16 protein-coding genes and 1 pseudogene are annotated in these 18635 nt (G+C 63.9%); 8 read left to right on the top strand and 9 right to left on the bottom strand.

What is annotated here, in order from left to right; translation table 11 throughout:
• Window positions 1-522: 522 nt before the first annotated feature.
• From JN280_RS09450 to JN280_RS09435, 4 genes are all read left to right on the top strand, one after another.
• Window positions 523-3237, top strand: a complete 2715-nt coding sequence (locus JN280_RS09450; RefSeq protein WP_202311704.1) for a beta strand repeat-containing protein — start codon at window positions 523-525, stop codon at window positions 3235-3237.
• 107 nt (window positions 3238-3344) lie between these two features.
• Window positions 3345-5108: a type I secretion system permease/ATPase gene (locus JN280_RS09445; RefSeq protein WP_244743146.1), complete on the top strand. Its 1764-nt coding sequence runs from the start codon at window positions 3345-3347 to the stop codon at window positions 5106-5108.
• Window position 5109: 1 nt separating this feature from the next.
• Window positions 5110-6411 (top strand): HlyD family type I secretion periplasmic adaptor subunit, encoded by a 1302-nt coding sequence (locus JN280_RS09440; RefSeq protein ID WP_202311702.1) that lies wholly within the window; start codon window positions 5110-5112, stop codon window positions 6409-6411.
• 28 nt (window positions 6412-6439) lie between these two features.
• Window positions 6440-6751 (top strand): hypothetical protein, encoded by a 312-nt coding sequence (locus tag JN280_RS09435; protein WP_202311701.1) that lies wholly within the window; start codon window positions 6440-6442, stop codon window positions 6749-6751.
• A gap of 228 nt (window positions 6752-6979) precedes the next feature.
• On the opposite strand, the gene JN280_RS09430 is transcribed toward JN280_RS09435, so the two are convergent.
• Window positions 6980-7156 carry a YdcH family protein gene (locus JN280_RS09430; RefSeq protein WP_202311699.1) on the bottom strand — a complete coding sequence of 59 codons (177 nt, stop codon included), beginning with the start codon at window positions 7154-7156 and terminating at the stop codon, window positions 6980-6982.
• 231 nt (window positions 7157-7387) lie between these two features.
• Between JN280_RS09430 and JN280_RS09425 the strand changes: the two genes are divergently transcribed.
• The 3 genes from JN280_RS09425 (at window position 7388) to JN280_RS09415 (ending at window position 9389) form a co-directional block, all read left to right on the top strand.
• Entirely contained in the window at window positions 7388-7591 is a 204-nt protein-coding gene (locus JN280_RS09425; protein WP_202311698.1) for a YdcH family protein, read from the top strand.
• Window positions 7592-7800: 209 nt separating this feature from the next.
• The gene (purE, locus tag JN280_RS09420; RefSeq protein WP_244743144.1) at window positions 7801-8298 is read left to right on the top strand and encodes a 5-(carboxyamino)imidazole ribonucleotide mutase; all 498 of its coding nucleotides are present in this window, start codon (window positions 7801-7803) and stop codon (window positions 8296-8298) included.
• A gap of 17 nt (window positions 8299-8315) precedes the next feature.
• A complete protein-coding gene (locus JN280_RS09415) occupies window positions 8316-9389 on the top strand; it encodes a 5-(carboxyamino)imidazole ribonucleotide synthase (RefSeq protein ID WP_202311697.1) in 1074 nt (357 codons plus the stop codon).
• A 175-nt stretch (window positions 9390-9564) separates the two neighbouring features.
• Here the strand turns inward: JN280_RS09415 and JN280_RS09410 are convergent, their stop codons facing one another.
• The 5 genes from JN280_RS09410 to JN280_RS09390 form a co-directional block, all read right to left on the bottom strand.
• Complete coding sequence (locus JN280_RS09410; RefSeq protein WP_202311696.1) at window positions 9565-9750, bottom strand: hypothetical protein; 186 nt, start codon at window positions 9748-9750, stop codon at window positions 9565-9567.
• A 10-nt stretch (window positions 9751-9760) separates the two neighbouring features.
• Window positions 9761-11524 (bottom strand): ABC transporter ATP-binding protein, encoded by a 1764-nt coding sequence (locus tag JN280_RS09405; RefSeq protein WP_202311695.1) that lies wholly within the window; start codon window positions 11522-11524, stop codon window positions 9761-9763.
• Between the two features lie 12 nt (window positions 11525-11536).
• Window positions 11537-12622, bottom strand: coding sequence for an ABC transporter permease (locus JN280_RS09400; RefSeq protein WP_202311694.1), 1086 nt, complete (start codon window positions 12620-12622; stop codon window positions 11537-11539).
• 72 nt (window positions 12623-12694) lie between these two features.
• Window positions 12695-14056 (bottom strand): CmpA/NrtA family ABC transporter substrate-binding protein, encoded by a 1362-nt coding sequence (locus JN280_RS09395; RefSeq protein ID WP_244743506.1) that lies wholly within the window; start codon window positions 14054-14056, stop codon window positions 12695-12697.
• 262 nt (window positions 14057-14318) lie between these two features.
• Window positions 14319-14552: a hypothetical protein gene (locus JN280_RS09390; protein WP_202311692.1), complete on the bottom strand. Its 234-nt coding sequence runs from the start codon at window positions 14550-14552 to the stop codon at window positions 14319-14321.
• Window positions 14553-14584: 32 nt separating this feature from the next.
• Here JN280_RS09390 and JN280_RS09385 point away from each other — a divergent pair.
• Window positions 14585-14719 (top strand): annotated as a pseudogene (locus JN280_RS09385) (IS630 family transposase); the annotation flags it as partial.
• Between the two features lie 159 nt (window positions 14720-14878).
• On the opposite strand, the gene JN280_RS09380 reads toward JN280_RS09385, so the two are convergent.
• From JN280_RS09380 to JN280_RS09370, 3 genes are all read right to left on the bottom strand, one after another.
• Window positions 14879-15907: an ABC transporter permease gene (locus tag JN280_RS09380; RefSeq protein ID WP_202311690.1), complete on the bottom strand. Its 1029-nt coding sequence runs from the start codon at window positions 15905-15907 to the stop codon at window positions 14879-14881.
• A 26-nt stretch (window positions 15908-15933) separates the two neighbouring features.
• Window positions 15934-17472, bottom strand: coding sequence for a sugar ABC transporter ATP-binding protein (locus JN280_RS09375; RefSeq protein ID WP_244743142.1), 1539 nt, complete (start codon window positions 17470-17472; stop codon window positions 15934-15936).
• A gap of 71 nt (window positions 17473-17543) precedes the next feature.
• Window positions 17544-18485, bottom strand: a complete 942-nt coding sequence (locus JN280_RS09370; RefSeq protein WP_202311688.1) for a sugar ABC transporter substrate-binding protein — start codon at window positions 18483-18485, stop codon at window positions 17544-17546.
• Window positions 18486-18635: the final 150 nt, after the last annotated feature.

Below are 18635 nucleotides of genomic sequence, written 5' to 3'. Positions count from 1 at the left end.
ACACGATCGTAGGACCGATCCGTCCGTGTCGACGCGCAGCAGGACAGTCGGCGCTATCGTCTTTCCGCCCACCCTTTCATTCTCAACGGCGTGCCCGAAGCACCGCAGCCGTCCTCGACGCCGGTAGGCGCGGCTTGAACGGCATGGCGTTCGCTCTGCCGCACCAGTCGGAGCCACGCCTCAAGGGGAAGATTTGGACATGGATCAAGCCCGGCCGACGGCTGTGCGGATTACCTCTTGCTATTCCGCAACAAGTGCGCCCCACCGCCTTGGTCGAAGTCAGCTTGTAACACCGCGGCACACTGCCCTGATTAACCTGAAACGAATGAAACACTTCTCAACGGCGCCGGAAAAACACCCGATACACGTCACTGCTAAGGTCTTTCAGGATGCCGGACGAGCAAGCGTCTCCCATCGGGCATCCTCCAAAGCCGCCACCGGTTGCAAATCTCGCTCGTCCGGCGTCGTGGCGACCTATCGCCGGGAACAGGCGCCCTGGCGCCAAGCAAGGAAGGACATGCAATGGCTGTAACTGCCTTTTTTAGTCCCACCACCGGCGTTCTGACGGTGTTCGGGGACAATCTCGACAACAATATCGTCATCAGCCGCAACGCCGCCGGCCAGATCCTGGTCAATGGCGGGGCGGTCGCCATAATCGGCGGTACGCCGAGCGTCGCCAACACCGTGCTGATCCAGGCGTTCGGCCAGAACGGCAACGACACGATCACCCTCGATGAATCGAATGGCGCGCTGCCCAGGGCCAATCTGTTCGGCGGCGCAGGCAACGACATCATCACCGGCGGTTCGGGCAACGACATGCTGTTTGGCCAGAGCGGCAACGACGTTCTGCTCGGCAAGAGCGGCTCCGACGTCCTGTTCGGCGGCGCCGACGATGACACCCTCACTGGCGGCAACGACGACGACCAGGTGTTCGGCGAGAGCGGCAATGACCGCATGATCTGGAACCCGGGCGACGACACCGACCTGAATGAGGGCGGCGGCAACACCGACGTCACCGAGGTAAACGGCGGCGGCGGTGGCGAGACCTTCAGCCTGACGGCGAACGGCACGCGGGTGCGCTTCGACCGGCTCGATCCTGCGCCGTTCTCCATCGATATCGGCACGACCGAAAACCTCGTCCTCAACATGAATGGCGGCAACGACAAATTTAGCGCCACCGGCAATCTGGCGGCGCTCGTCAACGTCACCGTCGACGGCGGCGCGGGCGACGACACGATCCTGGGCAGCAATGGCAACGACCTTTTGCTCGGCGGCGACGGCAACGACTTCATCGACGGACAGCAAGGGAACGACACCATCCGCCTGGGCGCCGGCAACGATGTGTTCCAGTGGGACCCCGGCGACGGCAGCGATATCGTCGAAGGCGAGGACGGAACCGACACGATGCTGTTCAACGGCAGCGCCGGCTCCGAACTCTTTGCCGCCTCGGCCAATGGCGGCCGGGTTCTGTTCACGCGCAATCTCGGCAACATCGTCATGGATCTCGACGACGTCGAGCGGATCGATCTCAACGCACTCGGCGGAACGGACAGCGTGACGGTGAACGACCTTTCGGGAACCGATGTGGTGGAGGTGAATGTGAACCTCGCCGGCACGGTCGGCGGCACGTCGGGCGACGCTGCGGCAGACGTTGTCACCACCAATGCGACGAACGGCAACGACATCATCGACGTCGTCGGAAGCGGGACCTCGGTCTCGGTCGTCGGCCTTGCCGCACGGGTGAACATCTCGAACTCGGAGGGCGCCAACGATTCGCTGGTCATCAACGGCCTCGGCGGGGATGACGCCATCACGGCCACGACGCTGCCGGCCGGCGTCATCAAGCTGACGCTGGATGGCGGCGCCGGCGACGACACCATTCGCGGGAGCCAGGGCGCGGACACGATCCTGGGCGGCGCCGGCAACGACTTCGTCTTCGGCGACAACGGCAACGATGTTGCGCTCATGGGCGCCGGCGACGACGTCTTCCAGTGGGACCCGGGCGACGGCAACGACACGATCGAGGGCCAGGAAGGCGACGATACGATGCGGTTCTTCGGCTCGAACGCCTCCGAGAACATCAACATCGTGGCAAACGGCGGACGGGCCCTGTTCCTTCGCGATGTCGCCAATGTGACGATGGACCTCAATGACGTCGAGAACATCGACTTCCGCGCACTCGGCGGCGTCGACAACATCGTCGTCGGCGACCTGAGCGGCACGGATGTGAAGAAGATCGGCATCGACCTTCGCGGACCGAACGGGGGTGGCGACGGCGCGGCCGATACCATCACCGTCAACGGGACGCAGGGCGCCGATGTGTTCGGCGCGGCAGGCGATGCCGGAGGCGTCACCGTGTTCGGCCTGCAGGCTGGAGTGAACATCTTCTCCCCGGAGGCGGCCAACGATCGGCTCGTCCTCAACGGGCAAGGCGGCGACGACGTGATCGACGCCACGAGCCTCGAGGCCGACGGCATCAAGCTCACCATGAATGGCGGGCTTGGCGCCGACGTGCTGCTCGGCGGCGAGGGCGACGACCTCTTCAATGGTGGCGACGGCAACGACCTGGCGTTGATGGGCGCCGGCGATGACACCTTCGTCTGGAACCCGGGCGACGACAACGACACCCTCGAGGGCCAGGCGGGCTTCGACACGATGCTGTTCAACGGTGCCAACGTGAATGAGATCATCGACATCACGGCCAATGGCGGACGGACCACATTCTTCCGCAACGTCGCCGCCGTGACGATGGACCTGAACGACGTCGAGAGCATCGACTTCAACGCGCTCGGCGGTGCCGACCTGATCCGCATTGGTGATCTCAGCGGCACGGATGTGACCGAGATCAACATCAACCTCGCCGAATCCCCTGCGCTCAGCGGAGCCGACACGGTCAGTATCGACGCCACCAACGGCGACGACGTGATCCTGGTTGTCGGCGATGCCAACGGAGTGACCATTCTGGGTCTCGGTGCCGCAATCAACATCACGGGCTTCGAGGCCGCGAACGACCGGATCGTTATCAATGGTCTCGACGGCGACGACGTGATCGAAGCCTCCGGCCTCGCGGCCGGGGCTATCCAGCTCACCGCAAACGGGGGCAACGGCAACGATGTCCTCGTCGGCCGCGACGGCAACGACGTGCTGACCGGCGGCGACGGCGACGATGTGCTGATCGGCGGCCTCGGCCTCGACGTCCTCGATGGCGGAGCGGGCGACAACGTCGTGATCCAGTAGGCGGTGACGCAGGAAACACCGCCAATCGCCGGGGCGCCTCGACATCGAGGGCGCCCCGACTTCCCGAACGCAACTAGATTCACGTTTCGGTTCTTATGGGGAACTCCGTGACACCCTCAATCTCGTCGGGCTCGAGCAAGAACCCGTTCTCGACCGCCCTCGCTCGCTCCCGCGCGGCGCTTACCTTCGTTGCCTTCTATTCCGGCGCGATCAACGTGCTGACGTTGACCGGCTCCCTTTTCATGCTCCAGGTCTATGACCGCGTCCTGCCGAGCGGCAGCGTCGACACGCTCGTCGCGCTCGTGGTGATCGTTGCCTTCCTCTATAGCGTGCAAGCCGTGCTCGAGACCGTGCGCACGCGCATGCTGACCCGCGTCAGCCGCCGCCTGGATGAAGATCTTTCCGGCCTTGCGTTCCGCTCGGCCACAGCGCCGACGACGGCGGTAAATGGCGAGCGCGGCGACCCCGTCCGCGACCTCGACCAGATCAGGCAGTTCTTCGCGACGCCCGGCCCGGCTGCGCTGTTCGACCTGCCGTGGATGCCGCTCTACCTCCTGATCAGCTTCCTGTTCCACCCCTGGCTTGGCTGGCTGACGGTCGGCGGCGCGACGACCGTCTTGCTGCTTGCCGTCTGGGGCGAAGTCCGGGGACGGGCAGCCGCCAGAAACAACGCCCGAACGGCGGCGCAGCGTCAAAACCTGGTCGACCGCACGCGGCAGAACGCCGAGGTGCTCGCGACCATGAACCTGCGCGCGCGCTTCGAGCGGCGCTTCGAAGTCGTGACGCTGGACTTCCTGTCGGTCGTCCAGAAAGGCAGCGACCGCGCAACGGGCATGAGTTCGGCGGTGCGGGCGCTGCGGGTGCTTCTGCAATCGCTGGTGCTGGCCCTGGCCGCCTGGCTCGCGATCCGCGGCGACATAACGATGGGCACGATCATTGCCGCGTCGATCCTCGCCTCTCGCACCCTCGCGCCGATCGACATGGCCGTTTCGCAGTGGCGGTACTTCGTTGCCGCGCGCCTCGCCGCGAAGCGCCTCCAGCGCTCCCTGGCAGAAAGTGACGTTCGAGAGCCAACGACGCGCCTGCCTGCACCGCACGCGCGTCTCGAAGTCGAGGACGCCTATGTCGCGCCGCCGGGAACACGCGTCGCAACCCTTTCTGGGGTCAGGCTTTCGTTGCAGGCGGGCGATGGTCTCGGGATCATCGGCCCCTCGGGTTCCGGCAAGACGACCCTCGTACGTGCCATCACCGGCGTCTGGCCGGCCATGCACGGCGAGGTTACCCTCGACAGCGCTCCAATCGCGCAATACTCGGCCGAAGATCGCGGCGCAGCGATCGGCTACCTGCCGCAGTATGTCGAGCTGTTCGACGGCACGATCGCGGAAAACATCGCGCGCTTCGATCCCGACCGAGCCGACCAGGCCGTGGTTAGGGCTGCGCAGCTCGCCGACATCCACCGCATGATCCTGAAGCTCCCCGGGGGCTACGACACCAGGATTGGCGAAGGCGGCCTCCAGCTCTCCGCCGGCCAGCGCCAAAGGATTGGGCTGGCGCGCGCGATCTACGGCGATCCCTTTGTCGTCGTTCTCGACGAGCCGTACTCCAACCTGGATGGCGACGGCGAGATCGCACTCGGGCGGACGCTGGCCGGCATCAGGGCTCGGGGCGGCATTGTCGTGGTCATAGCCCATCGCCGGAGCGCACTGGCGGCAGTCAACAAGCTGGTCGTCATCTCCGACGGCAAGCAGATGGCGTTCGGAAGGAAGGAAGAGGTTTTGGGACAGGTCGGCACGATGAGCGAAGCAGCGGAATCCGCCATCGCGTCCGAACGTCCAAGCAATGTGAGGGTCCTGAGCCATGCGAGCCGTTGACATGACCGCCAAGCGCAACGATGGCTCCATCCGCAACCACGCGATCTTCGGCCTGCTGATCGTGTTCGGCCTGCTCGGCGGGTTGGGCACATGGGCGGCGATGGCCGAGATATCCGGCGCTGTGATCGCTCCCGGGCGCATCGCCGTCGACAGCAACGCCAAGAAGGTCCAGCACCCGGAGGGAGGCGTCGTCGCCCGGCTCGAGGTGCGCGAAGGCGCCCATGTCGGTGCCGGCGACCTGCTGATCGTGCTGGACGATACGATCCTGCGCGCCGATCTCGCCATCGTATCCAAGGCGCTCGACGAACTTGGCGCCCAGCAAGCCCGGCTGGTCGCCGAGCGCGACGGCTTGGACGAGGTGGCGTTCCCCCTGGAACTGGAGAACGCGGCGCGATCGAACCCTGACGCCAGGGATTCGATCGAGGGCCAGCGCATCATCTTCGAAAGCCGCAAGCGTGCGCATGAGACCGCCGAGACCCAACTCTCCGAGCAGATCGCGCAGCTCGAGTCGCTGATCGAAGGCCTTACGGCGCAGCGCGCAGCGCGAGAAGAAGAGCTGACGCTGATTGGCACGGAACTCGAAGGCGTGCGCGAGCTCTATGAAAGGAAGCTGGTGCCGCTTCCGCGCCTCGTTGCGCTGGATCGGGACCGCACGCGCATCGCCGGCGAAAGCGGCAAGCTGGTTTCGGACATCGCGACCGCCCGCGGATCGATCGCCGAGAAAAGGGTCGAAATCGTGCGCCTGAACGACGACTTCCACTCGGAGGTCGTGAGCGAACTCGCCGAAGTGCGCAACAAGATCAATGAGAACGCCGAGCGTAAGATCGCGGCAACCGTGCGCCTCTCGCGAATCGAGATTCGCGCGCCGGTGTCCGGGAAGGTGCACCAGCTCAGCGTCTTTACGGTCGGCGGCGTCATAAGCGCCGGCGAGGTCGCCATGTTGATTGTGCCCGAGGACGACCAGCTTGTGGTAGACGCACAGATCGAGCCGCGCGAGATCGAGGAACTGCGGATCGGGCAGAAGGCGGTCGTTCGCTTCAGCGCGTTCGCTGATCCCAACCTCCGGGACGGAGCGGGGGAGGTTACGATGATCTCTCCGGACTTGTTGACGGACGAGAAGACTGGCCGGGCCTACTATCAGGTGAAGCTCTCGGTCGATGCGCCATCAGGCGCGAATGGAACCGCCCTGAAGCTGGTGCCCGGCATGCCCGTCGAGACCTTCATCACGAAGGGCGACCGCACCGTGCTCGCCTATCTCACGCGGCCGGTCAGGGATCAGATGCAGCGCATATTCAGGGAGTAGGTGGCCGGATGAGCTCAAGGGCGCAAGCATGGCCGCCACCGGCGGTGTGCTGGATCCCGCTGCATGGTCGATGACATGGAGCCACGTCCCGTCGGCCTTTCGGCGGACCAGTTGGGCGCCCCTCCCCGAAACGACGAGCCTGCCCCTCACGCTGCACGAACTGCCCGGCATCACGCCCAAGGTCATGGCCGAACGGCCGGATGCGCCTGGGGACGGCGGGCTCGTCGCCCGATCCCGGCTGTCGCGGTTTCCGCGCGGCTTCTTCTACGATGTCACGCATCGCGGCAGGGCGATTATCCTTATCCTTGATCAGGTCGAGACCCGGGCGGCGCAAGGGTAACGGCCCGGCATGGAACGGCGAGATCGGTCGCCGCGATGTCAGTCAAGAATGACCATTGTGTTACACCAAACCCGCACCGCGGCTCGCCGCGGGCCGCAAGTCCGATTTGGCACGATGCAGAGCGTCCCCGTCTCCTTAGGACACGAGAGCGACGCTCTGCATTCTTCGTTCAACGCGTTCGAAACTTCGCCCCGTTCCCGGAACGACGCGGAAGAGGACCTCCCTGGGTCAGTGGGTCGTGCGCGACCTCAGTTTCTCAATCTCGTCCTTGAGCGCCAGCTTGCGCCGCTTGAGATTCACGATTTCGAGATCGTCCACCGACGGATGGGCCATCGCCTCGTCGATCTCGCGTTCGATATCGCCGTGTTTCCGCTGCAGCTCCTCAAGATGGGATGCAAGAGACATGATTGGCTCTCCCTTTCATGGTTGCTCGACGCACCATCACGGCCCCACCCGCCGCCAGCCTGTGACGGTACTGTGACACTCTGGCATCAAGTCATATGAATGTCGAACGTGCGGTAGTAGCATTTCCCGACGCTTTGAAATGTGGTAAGAGCACCGCGCCGGATTCGAAAGTTTCCGGACCCGCCGGTGTGGCGCCATGACGGGGCGCCGGAGACTCTGCAGACGGTAAGCATGTCGGAACAGGAACAGGCCGAAATTCGTCTCGAGTTCGCGCGCTTGAAGCAGGAACACGCCGATTTCGACGCCGCGATCAACGCGATGATCGCCATGGGTTGCGACCCGCTGCAGATCCAGCGTATGAAGAAGAAGAAGCTGGTGCTGAAGGACCGGCTGAAAGCGCTGGAAGACAGGATCATTCCCGACATCATAGCCTGACGACGCCCCGTCGGCCGCACTTCTCGGTCGACCCTGGAGCGCCGCGCGTCCATTTGGGCGCGTAACGGACGCTCCACACTTTTCCGCATACGCATCGTGCTTTCCGGGAATCGATTTCCGATCTTCGGGCCGATGCAGAGCGCCCGGTGCCGTTGCGGTCGACAAGCATTTCGGCTAAGCCGCCGCTGACGATTTTTGGGGAATTGCTGGTGCAGCACAAACGCGCCGATGTCGCGATCATCATGGGCAGCCAGTCCGACTGGGCGACCATGAAACACGCCGCCGAGACCCTCGAGGCGCTCGGCGTCTCTCACGAGGCGCGCATCGTCTCGGCCCACCGAACGCCCGAAAGGCTCTACGACTTCGCCAGGGGCGCAAGGGAGGCTGGTTTCAAGGTGATCCTCGCGGGCGCCGGCGGCGCCGCGCACCTGCCGGGCATGACCGCCGCACTCACCCCGCTGCCGGTCTTCGGCGTCCCCGTCGAATCCAAGGCGCTGTCGGGGCAGGATTCGCTTCTCTCGATCGTGCAGATGCCGGCAGGCATACCGGTCGGCACCCTGGCCATCGGCCGGGCCGGCGCCGTCAACGCGGCCCTGCTCGCCGCCGCCGTCCTCGCCCTTACCGATCCCGCGCTCTCCGGCCGCCTCGACGACTGGCGCTCCGCGCAGACCGCCAGGGTGGCCGACAGACCGTCGGACGAGGCATGAAGCCCGTCGGACGAGGCATGAAGCCACTTCCGCTCGGCGCGACCATCGGCATCGTGGGCGGCGGTCAGCTCGGCCGGATGCTGGCGATGGCCGCGGCCCGCCTGGGCTACCGGACGGTCGTGCTCGAGCCGCAGGCGGACTGCCCGGCCGCGCAGGCCGCGAACGGCCAGATCGTTGCCGCCTATGGCAGTCCGGACGCCCTGGCCGAGCTTGCCCGCCGGAGTGCCGTCGTCACCTACGAATTCGAGAACGTCCCCGTCGAAGCCGCGGCGACGCTTGCCGCAAGCGTGCCGGTCTTTCCGCCGCCACGTGCACTCGAAGCGGCTCAGGACCGCCTCGTTGAGAAGACCTTCCTGAACGGCATCGGCATCGCCACTGCCGGGTTCCGCCCCGTTGACGACGATGCGCAGTTGGTCGAGGCGCTGGCCGTGTTCGACGGAGCAGGCATCCTGAAAACCCGGCGCCTGGGTTATGACGGCAAGGGCCAGCGCCTGTTCCGTGCCGGCGACGGCCAGGTCCTCACCGGCGCCGTCGCCGCCATGGGTGACGTGCCGCTCATCCTGGAGAGCCTGGTGCCCTTCACCCACGAGATTTCGATCATCGCTGCACGCGGCTTTGACGGCGCGCTCGCGGCCTACGACCCGGCCGAGAATGTCCACCGCGACGGCATTCTGCACCGCTCCACCGTGCCCGCCAGCATTTCTCCAGACACGGCCGATGCGGCGCGCGAGGCGGCCTTTGCCATACTGACGGCTCTCGATTATGTCGGCGTGATCGGGGTCGAGTTCTTCGTACTCGCCGACGGCAGCCTGCTAGCGAATGAGATCGCCCCGCGCGTCCACAATTCCGGCCACTGGACCGAAGCCGCCTGCGCGATCTCGCAGTTCGAACAGCATATCCGCGCAGTCGCCGGTCTCCCGCTCGGCGACGCCCGCCGGCATTCCGACTGCGAGATGGAGAACCTGATCGGCGACGAGGTGCTGCGGACGCCTGAACTGCTCGCCGAACCCGGCCTCGTGCTGCATCTCTATGGCAAGGCGGAGGCGCGGCCCGGCCGCAAGATGGGGCATTTCACGCGTCTGACGGGATGAGTATAGAATGTCGGATCCGGCGAAGTACTTCTGCCGCTCTTAGCCCTTCCAGGAAATGGTCCCGCTGCACTGGATCGAAGAACGGCTACGGCGCTCGTGAGGGCGCGCTCGCGAGCGGCTGCGCTACCGCCGGGCTACGCCACTCGGTGCGACGCGACCCCCGGGCCGGTCGGGATCAGCTACCCGAGACGCGGGGAGATTGCGTGATTTGAACCCTTCGCTGATCTTGTCGAGCGCCGATATCGGGCCCTTCGGTGCTGAAGAACGTGGGATCGAAGACGCCGGGGGCGGTCTCGAAGAGATGCTCGATCAGCCGTCCCGAGGCCAATTTGGCGCCGATCACGACGAGTTTCTGTGTCATCATTCCTTCCCTATTCCGCGGCGATGGCTTTGAGCCGGGACTTGGTAGAGGAGGTCCGACCCATCCGTTTCTGTTTGATCTGTTCGAGGAGCGCGGGGTCCGGCTTTGCCCCGCCTTCGTAGGCTTCGAGGAAATCGAGGAGTTCCTCGCGATAGGCGTAGTAGTCGGGGTGAGCGAGCAGCGCCTTGCGCGAACGCGGGCGCGGCAGGTCGACCTCCATGATGTTGCCAATCCTGGCGCTCGGACCGTTGGACATCATGACCACGCGGTCCGCGAGCAGGATTGCCTCGTCAACGTCGTGCGTGACGCAGACCGCCGTCACCTGAGTGCGCATCCAGACCTCCATCAGGACATCCTGAAGCTCCCAGCGTGTGAGAGAATCAAGCATTCCAAATGGCTCGTCGAGCAGCAACAGCTTCGGTGAGAGGGCAAAGGCCCGCGCAATGCCGACACGCTGCTTCATGCCGTTCGACAGGTCGGTCGCGAGCTTGTGCATGGAATCGCCAAGCCCGACACGATGCAGGTAGTATTCGATGATGTCCTTGCGCTCGGCGGGCGAAGCATCGGGGTAGACCCGGTCGACCCCGAGGGCAACGTTCTCGCGCGCGGTCAGCCACGGCATCAGCGACGGCGCCTGAAAGACGACGGCACGGTCGGGTCCGGCTCCGGACACTTCCTTGCCGTCCAGGATGACCCCGCCGCTCGAAATCTTGTTAAGCCCGGCCACCATCGAAAGCACGGTCGACTTGCCGCATCCCGAATGGCCGATGAGCGTGATGAACTCGCCCTTCTTCACCTTGAGGTCGAAGCCGTCGACGACGGTGAGCGGACCTTTCGGCGTCGGATAGACTTTGCGCACGTCGCTGAATTCGACATAGCGCTTCTCGATCGGCGAATGGGCTGCCTTGACATAGGCCTCCGGCGGGGGCCGCGTCGAGACTTTCCGTGTGATCGGCACGACGTTCGGCAGTCTGATATTTGTCTCCAGTTCGGTGCCACGCTCCGCACCGACATCCATGAGGTAGGCCGTTACTTCCGCGCGCAGCTTGATGAAAACCTCGTTGTGATTCATCGCGGCGCGGTCGCGCGGCCGCGGCAGATCGACGGTGAACGAAGGTCCCAGCGTCGCCTTCGGTCCAGGATTGAGGGGGACGATCCGGTCGGCAAGCAGGATCGCCTCATCCACATCGTTGGTGATGAGGATGATCGTCTTCTTCTCCGTCTGCGAAATGTCCGCCAACTCGTCCTGCAGCTTGGCGCGCGTCAGCGCGTCGAGCGCCGAAAGCGGCTCGTCGAGCAACAGGATCTCCGGTTGGATCGAGAGGGCGCGGGCGACCGCTACGCGCTGGCGCATGCCGCCGGAAAGCTCCGCCGGCTTGCGATCCGCGGCATGGCTGAGCCCGACCATTTCGATATATCTGCGCGCGATCCGATCACGCTCGGCCTTCGGCTTGGCGTTGAACACATTGTCGACTGCCAGCGCGACATTGCCGTAGACCGAAAGCCACGGCATCAGCGAGTAGGACTGAAAGACGACACCGCGGTCGGGACCCGGTCCGTCGATCTTCTTGTTGCGCACCAGCACGCCGCCTTCGTCCGGCTCGATCAGCCCGGCGATCGCCGAGATCAGCGTCGTCTTGCCGGAGCCGGAGAAGCCCACGACGGCAATGAACTCGCCCTCTTCGACCTTGAGGTCGATGCCCGAGAGGATCTCGGTCCGGTTGGCGCCGTGGCCGTATGACTTCGAAAGGCCGGTGATTTCGAGGAATGCCATTCTTCACCCCTGTCAGCGGCTCGAAGAGAAAGTGAAGGCCGACTGCAGCGCGTACATGATGCGGTCGAGCACGAAGCCGATCAGCCCGATGGTCAGCACCGCGACCATGATGCGGGCGAGCGAAGCCGACGAGCCGTTCTGGAATTCGTCCCAGACGAATTTGCCCAGCCCTGGGTTCTGCGCAAGCATTTCGGCCGCGATCAGCACCATCCAGCCCACACCGAGCGAAAGCCGCAGGCCGGTGAAGATCAGCGGCAGCGCCGAGGGCAGGACCAGCTTGCGGATGGTGGTCGGCGTCGAGAGCTGCAGCACCTTGCCGACATTGACGAGGTCCTTGTCGATCGAAGAGACGCCGAGCGCGGTATTGATCAGCGTAGGCCATAGTGAGCAGAGCGTCACCGTTACGGCCGAAATCACCAGCGATTTCGGAAGTGCGTCCGAGGGATTGAGATAGAGCGCCGAAACCACCATCGTGACGATTGGCAGCCAGGCGAGCGGCGAGACCGGCTTGAAGATCTGAATCAGCGGGTTGATTGCGCCGCTGAACGTCTTCGACAGGCCCGATGCGATCCCGAGAGGCACGGCGATCAGGGTGGCGATCAGGAAACCCAGGCCAACCGTCTTCAGCGATGTCAGGATCTGATCGAAGTAAGTCGATTTGCCTGTATAGCCGCGCCACTTGATCTTGTCGGCCTTGCCCTCGGATTCAAGCTTGGCGTTGCGCTCCTCCTGACGGACGTAGAAGGCTGCTTCCTTCTCGCGTTCGGCTTTGTGATCGGCATAGAGGTTGAGCGCCTGATTCCAGACCTGTGCAGGGCCGGGTATTGCGCCGAGCGAGGTCTGGACCTTTGGAGCCAGGAAACCCCACGCAAGGAGGAACACCACGATCCCCATCAGCGGGATCACCAGCACGCGCTTCAATTCGTTCAACTGCTCGGCCGGATTGTCGCCGGCCGCAATCTTCAGGATGGGCGTCAGCCACCCGAGACCGAGGGCGTCGAGCCAGCCGGCGGCCTTGTTGATACGCGTGAACAGCCGTTCCTTCCGTTCGAGCCGCGCTGCAGCGGCGCTTGTGATCGTGTCGGTCGCATTGCTCATGAGCGTTCGGCTCCTGATATCTGGTTCAGGGAGGGCGGCCACGATCTTGAGCGGCCGTCCGCTGTCGCGGCGTCAGCCGCCGACGACTTCCGTGCCGGAGACGGTCTGGCCGCTCTTCAAGCCGATCGAAAGGCTGTCGATATAGGCGTTGGGCTTTCTGCCGTCATAGGTCATGCCGTCGATGAATTCCGCGGTCGGTTCGCGGTAGCCGTCGGATTCCCACGGAAAATCCGCTTCCTCGGCGAGGCCTTCTTCGACGAGCATCTTCGCTGCCTGGAGGTAGATGTCCGGAAGATAGACCGACTTCGCGGTCTGCTCGTACCAGGCGTCGTCCTTGTGCTCCGGGATCTGGCCCCAACGGCGCATCTGGGTCAGGTACCAGACAGCATCCGAATAGTAGGGATAGGTCGCAAAATGGCGGAAGAAGACGTTGAAGTCCGGCACGTTCCGCTTGTCGCCCTTCTCGTATTCGAAAGTGCCGGTCATCGAATTGGCAATGACCTCGGCATCGGCGCCGACATATTCCGGCCTTGCCAGGATCTCGACCGCTTCCATCCGGTTGGCATTCTGGTTCTCGTCCAGCCAAATGGCAGCGCGGATGAGCGCCTTGGTGAGGGCAAGCGTCGTGTTAGGATATTTCTCGGTGAACTCCCTGGTGAGGCCAAACACCTTCTCGGGATTGTTCTTCCATATCTCGTAGTCGGTGATGACCGGCACGCCGATACCCTTGAACACGGCCTGCTGGTTCCACGGTTCGCCGACGCAGTAGCCGTTGATGGTCCCGGCTTCGAGCGTCGCCGGCATCTGCGGCGGCGGTGTGACGGAGAGAAGCGCTTCAGCCTTGATCTGGCCGGAGACGTCGGTCTCCGAATAGAAACCGGGATGGATGTCGCCGGCTGCCAGCCAGTAGCGCAGTTCGTAATTGTGCGTGGAGACCGGGAAGACCATGCCCATGTTGAAAGGCCGGCCCTCGGACCTGAACGCGTCGATGACCGGCTTCAGCGCGTCCGCCTCGATGGGATGGACCGGCTTGCCGTCCTCCATCGGGATGTGCTGCTTCATCTTTTCCCAGACTTCGTTGGACACGGTGATGCCGTTGCCGTTCAGGTCCATCGAGAAGGGGGTGACAATATGGGCCTTGGTGCCGAAGCCGATCGTGGCGGCGAGCGGCTGGCCGGCGAGCATATGAGCACCGTCCAGCTCGCCGGTGATCACCCGGTCGAGCAGAACCTTCCAATTCGCCTGCGGCTCAAGCGTTACGAAGAGGCCTTCGTCTTCGAAATAGCCGAGCTCCTTCGCGATCGCGAGCGGCGCCATGTCGGTCAGCTTGATGAAGCCGAACTTCAGTTCGTCCTTCTCGACGTCCAGCATCTCGGCACGTGCATGTGATGCAGCGACTCCAAGCAGGATCGCGCCAAGCCCGGCGCCAAGCATCAGGCGTCGGGTCAAATCGACTGTGGTGGCTCTTGCAGTCATCACGTTCTCCACTGTTGAAGGGCCCGGTGGGAGGGTCGGCCCCGGCTTCGGTTCGTTTGTGGCGCAATAAAAAAGCTGCCGGCCAAGACCGCGCGTCCGTACATCCGGGATCGCGTAGTCCTGATCGGCAGCTCTGCCTGGGGCGCCCATCGTTGGACGCCGATTCTTTGGCCCAAGGGCCTGTGAACTTAAAAGCAAGCAGCGTGCCAGTTTCCTGCCGTCAGAATTTCTTCATAAGAATCAGATTGATAGTGGAATGTTGCGTCCACACGTCGCCTAAACCCGCCAGCGCGGTTGTGGCAAAAACTTTCGCGCTGCGCACAAAAATTGTGCATTGCACAAAGATGATGAAGAAGTAGGCAGCAGCAAAATCAGCCCGGCTTCCGGCGCTCCAGGCACGCCTCGATCCGGTCCGGATCGTCGGGTCGGGCGTCTCGGCATAGAGGTCGAGCACATCCTCCATGCGCGCGACACAACCGGCAAGGAGAAGCCTTGCTGGTGGCCACCGCCTGCTCCAGCCCGCCGCCGGGCCGCAGCCGCTGGATGCTGGAGCTGTTGGCCGGCGCGTTCGTCAAGCTGACCGAGCATGAGCAGCTGTCGCGCGAGACGGTGCGCCGACGCGGATCGGGCCGACCGGCGTTTCGGCAAGGCCCGCGACGAGACCACGGGTCTTCGATGCCTACAGCGGGTCGCGTGAAGAAGGATTCAAGCAAACACGCTGCAGGTTCTTTGGAGCATGTCTTTTTCCCGAAACCGCTGCACACCTTCGGGAGACATGTTTTATTTCTTGCGGCCCTTCTGGCGGTATACGTCGGCCACGACCGCGGCGATGATGATCAGGCCCTTGATGATCTCCTGGTAGAAGGCGTCGACGCGCAGGAAGGTGAAGCCTGATGTCATGGTGCCGAGGATGATGGTGCCGATGACGGTGCCGGTGATGCGCCCGACACCGCCGGTGAGCGAGGTGCCGCCGATGACGGCGGCAGCGATCGCGTCGAGTTCGTACATCACGCCCATGCCGGCCTGGGCGGTCTGCGCACGGGCGGCGGTGACGACGCCGGCCAGGCCGGCGAGCAGGCCGGCGATCGCATAGACCTTGATCAGGTGCCGCTCGACATCGATGCCCGAAACGCGGGCGGCCTGGACATTGGCGCCGATCGCATAGGTGAATTTGCCGTAGCGCGTGTAGCGCAGCGCGATGTGGAAAATCGCCGCGACGGTCAGGAAGATCACGACCGGCCAGATGCCAGAGCCGATCATGTTGAAGGAGTCCGTCAGGCCCGAGACCGGCTGGCCTTTCGTGTACCATTTGGATACGCCGCGCGCCGACACCATCATGCCCAGCGTGGCAATGAAGGGCGGGATCCTGGTGTAGGCGATGAGGGAGCCGTTGATGGTGCCGGCCAGAAGGCCGATGCCGAGGCCGATCACCACCGGAACGATGACAGGCAGATCGGTCAGGGCGGGATAGAGCGCCTTTGTCCAGGTCGAGGATTGGGCGAAGCTCGCCGCGATCATGGCGGTGAGACCGACGACCGATCCTGACGAGAGGTCAATGCCGCCGGTGATGATGACCTGGGTGACGCCGACCGAGATGATGCCGATCACCGAGACCTGCAGGATCATGATCGTCAGGCGCTGCGGGTTCGCCAGGAAGCTCTGGCCGATGAAGATCCAGCCGAGCAACTCGAAGACGAGCGCGATGCCGATGAGGATGAGGAGGATGTTGGCCTCGACCGGCAAACGGCGCCTGGTCGCTCCCGGAACGGCGACGGAAGACGGTGTCGCGGATGTGTTCGGCACGGACATTTTCGTTCCTCCCGGCTTTCGCGTGGTTACCTGGCTGCCAGTTCCATGATCTTGACCTGATCGGCTTCGGCGCGATCGAGGATGCCGGTCACACGGCCTTCGTGCATGACCATGATGCGGTCGCTCATTCCAAGCACTTCGGGCATCTCGGACGAGATCATCACGACCGCGACGCCATCCCGCGCGAGTTGGGTCACCAGTTTGTGGATCTCGGCCTTGGCGCCGACATCGATGCCGCGGGTCGGCTCGTCAAGGATGAGGATCTTCGGCCTGGTGAGCAGCCAGCGCCCGATCAGCACCTTCTGCTGATTGCCTCCGGACAGGTTCTCGATGCGCTCATGAAGGCTGGGTGTCTTGACCCTGAGCTTGTCGCTCATGGTCTTGCAGGCTTCGGCGATGCTGCGTTCGGACACGAATCCTCGGGAGACGAAGTCCTGCTGGAGCACGGCGAGCTGCATGTTCTCCAGCACGTCGAGGATCAGCAGGCAGCCGGTCTCCTTGCGATCCTCGGTGAGCAGCGCCATGCGGTGGCGGATGGCGGCATTGGGCGAGGTGATGCTGACGGGCTTGCCAAGGATCTCGATCGTCCCCGATGTCGCCGGGGTCACGCCGAAGATCGCCTCCGCGACATTCGAGCGGCCCGAGCCGACCAGGCCGGCTACACCCAGGATCTCGCCGGCGCGCACGTCGAAGGAGACGTCGTGGAAGACGCCGTCTAGATTGAGGTTCTTCACCGACAGCACGACGTCGCCGATCGGAACCTCTTCCTTCGGGAACATCTGGGTGATCTCGCGTCCCACCATCATGCGGATGATGTCGTCCCGCGTCACGTCGGCGGAGGCGTGAGTGCCGATATAGCGGCCGTCGCGGAATACCGAGAACTCGTCGGCGATCTCGAACAGCTCGTTCATCTTGTGGGTGATGTAGACGATGCCTTTGCCCTCGGCCCGCAAGTCGCGAATGATGGTGAAAAGATGCGACACCTCGCGCTCGGTCAGGGCCGAGGTCGGCTCGTCCATGATGAGCACGTCGGATTCGTAGGACACCGCCTTGGCGATTTCCACCATCTGGCGATTGGCGACGGAGAGGTCGCGCACCTGGACCTGCGGATGGATACTGATGTTGAGGCGTCGGAAAAGATCGGCAGTCATCCTGTTCATGACCGCATGATCGACCAGGCCGAGGCGGTTCAGCGGTTCGCGGCGAATCCAGATGTTCTCGGCCACTGTCATGAAGGGCATCAGGTTCAGCTCCTGATGGATCATCGCGATGCCGTTCTCCAGCGCATCGAGCGGCGACTTCAGGCGGATCGGCTGGCCGCGCAGGCATACCTCGCCGCCATCGGGGTGATAGATGCCGGCGATGATCTTCATCAGGGTGGACTTGCCGGCGCCGTTCTCGCCCATCAGCGCATGCACGGTGCCGCGCTTCAGCTTGAAGGAGACGTCGTCGAGCGCCAGCACGCCCGGGAATTCCTTGCGCACGTTCTCGATCGTCAGGAGATATTCCGAACCGGGAACGGCGCCGCTGGCGCGGACAGCCGCCATCGTCGATGGGCTGATCATCGCGTGCTCCTCCTCGAAGCGCGGTTTGGTCGGGGACGCGCCTGTCGCGCGTCCCTTGCTCGGCAGGCGGGTCAGTTCTTGGCCTGGTACTTGTCGAGATTGGCCGGCGTCACCAGCTCGAAGGGAATGTAGACCTTGCGATCCACCTTCTCTCCCTTGGCCAGCTTCAACGCCGCATCGACCGCGCCCTGGCCCTGGCCGGCAGCGTTCTGGAACACGGTCACGTCGAGGTCGCCGGCGCCCATGGCTGCGAGCGCATCCTGGGTGGCGTCGACGCCGCCGACGATCATGGTCTTCATATCCATGCCGGCCGCTTTCATCGCCTGGATCGCGCCGATCGCCATCTCGTCATTGTTGGCGACGACCGCGTCGAACTTCAGTCCGGCCGAGAGCCAGTTGCTCATGAGGTCGGCGCCCTGGGTGCGCTGCCAGTTGGCGGTCTGCTCCTCGACGATCTTCATGAAGGAGCAGTCCGGCGTGGCGATCACGTCATGGACGTCCTGGGTGCGCTGGCGCGCGGCCTGGTTCGAAAGCTCGCCCATCATGACCACGATCCCGGCCTCGGTCTTGCCGGCCTCCTTCAGGAGGCGGCATACCTCCTTGGTTTCGAGCGTGCCGGACTCCTTCTCGTCCGATGCGACGAAGGCCTGGGTATCGGGCAGATCGTCCACATTGACCGGCTCGCGGTTGACATAGACCAGCGGAATCTTGGCTTCGGCCGCGATCTTCGACATGGCGGCGGTGGCATCGGTGTCGACCGGATTGACGATGATGGCGCTGACGCCGGCCGCGATGAAGTTCTGGATCTGGCTCTGTTGCTTGGCGACGTCGTTCTGGGCGTCCTCGACCTGCAGGGTGACGCCGTCCTGGGTCTTGGCATAGTCGATCATGCCGTTACGCAGCACGGTCAGGAAATTGTCGTCGAACAGTGCCATCGACACGCCGATATTCTCGGCCAGCGCCGATGTCGTCATCAGCGCCGAGACGGCCGCGCCCAAGAGCAGTTTCTTCATCGTGTCTTCCTCCACAAACCGGGTGTCCGGTCGCACCCCTCTTCCGGAAACTCCCCTCCTCCGGGGAATTCAAGAGAGACGCATCGCATCCGCTTCACCGCCTCCTCGGCGGAGCCATTCGCGCCAGTTCGCCGAATGAAAATGAAACGT

This window comes from Mesorhizobium sp. L-8-10, assembly GCF_016756635.1.
Taxonomy (GTDB): Bacteria; Pseudomonadota; Alphaproteobacteria; order Rhizobiales; family Rhizobiaceae.
This window is presented reverse-complemented; position numbering and strand designations above follow the sequence as displayed.